Raw genomic sequence first — 739 nt, 5'->3', positions numbered from 1 at the left:
TCCAGCACGTGTGATTTCAGGAACGACTGCCACTCATAGCTTGTGTACTGACTGCCCTGATCAGAATGAACCAGCACCTGCTTTTGAGGATTACGTCGCCACACGGCCATCAGAAGTGCATTCAGGACAATATCCTTTGTCATCTGGGGCTGCATTGACCAGCCAATAACTTTGCGCGAGAACAGGTCAACAACCACGGCCAGATACAGCCAGCCTTCGTGAGTCCGGATGTAGGTGATGTCCGTTACCCAACGCTCATCCGGTGCTTCCGGGTTGAACTGTTGCTGGAGCCTGTTGGGCGTCACGATGCTGGTTTCACCCTTACGTGCCCGTGGGCTACGGTACCCGACCTGAGCCCTTATCCCGGCACGCTTCATCAGTCGCCAGACACGGTTAACTCCGCACTGTTGTCCGGTATCCCGCAGGTCGAGGTGGATCTTGCTATAACCATAAACGCAACCCGACTCCAGCCAGAACTGCTTTATCAGCCCCGTCAGCCTCAGGTCAGCATGATGCCGCCGTGAATCCGGCTGCTGAAGCCAGGCGTAAAAACCACTCGGATGCACATCCAGCACCCGACAAAGCAGTCGGACAGGCCAGCAATGGGTGTTGTCACGGATAAAGGCGTACCTCAGTCGGACAGCTTTGCGAAGTACGCCGCGGCTTTTTTTAATATATCCCGTTCGTCGGTAACCCGCTTCAGCTCTTTCTGGAGGCGTCGGATCTCAGCCTGAGCGTC

At 55.6% G+C, this 739-nt stretch carries 1 pseudogene; it reads right to left on the bottom strand.

Annotation, left to right across the window (positions count from 1 at the left end):
- Nucleotides 1-739 (bottom strand): annotated as a pseudogene (locus HA46_RS20640) (IS3 family transposase); the annotation flags it as partial.

The organism is Pantoea septica, assembly GCF_002095575.1.
Lineage (GTDB): Bacteria > Pseudomonadota > Gammaproteobacteria > Enterobacterales > Enterobacteriaceae > Pantoea > Pantoea septica.
Note: the sequence above shows the minus strand (reverse complement) of the source record. Positions and strands in the feature narration are given on the sequence as shown.